The 228-nt window shown below is 44.3% G+C and carries 1 protein-coding gene; it reads left to right on the forward strand.

Going from position 1 to position 228, the window contains the following annotated elements; translation table 11 throughout:
- The coding region (locus DSOL_RS26600) for an Hpt domain-containing protein (protein WP_170871646.1) at positions 1–228 on the forward strand (228 nt) is incomplete at both ends.

Below are 228 nucleotides of genomic sequence, written 5' to 3' on the forward strand. Positions count from 1 at the left end.
GTTCGGCTCACAGTTTGAAGGGAGCTTCGGGAACAATGGGGTTTACACCTATTGTAGCTCTGACCCATGCTGCAGAAGATTTATTGGATCGCTTGCGGCAGGGTAAAATGGAAGTTTCTCTAGAAATGATTGACATTTTATTAGCAGTAACTGACAAGGTTAAAGTAATGCTGGCTCAAGTGGAGCAGCGTCTGGAGATCACCATTGACTACGAAGATGTTGTCTCTT

This window comes from Desulfosporosinus metallidurans, from assembly GCF_001936615.1.
In the GTDB taxonomy this organism is placed as follows: Bacteria; Bacillota; Desulfitobacteriia; order Desulfitobacteriales; family Desulfitobacteriaceae; genus Desulfosporosinus; species Desulfosporosinus metallidurans.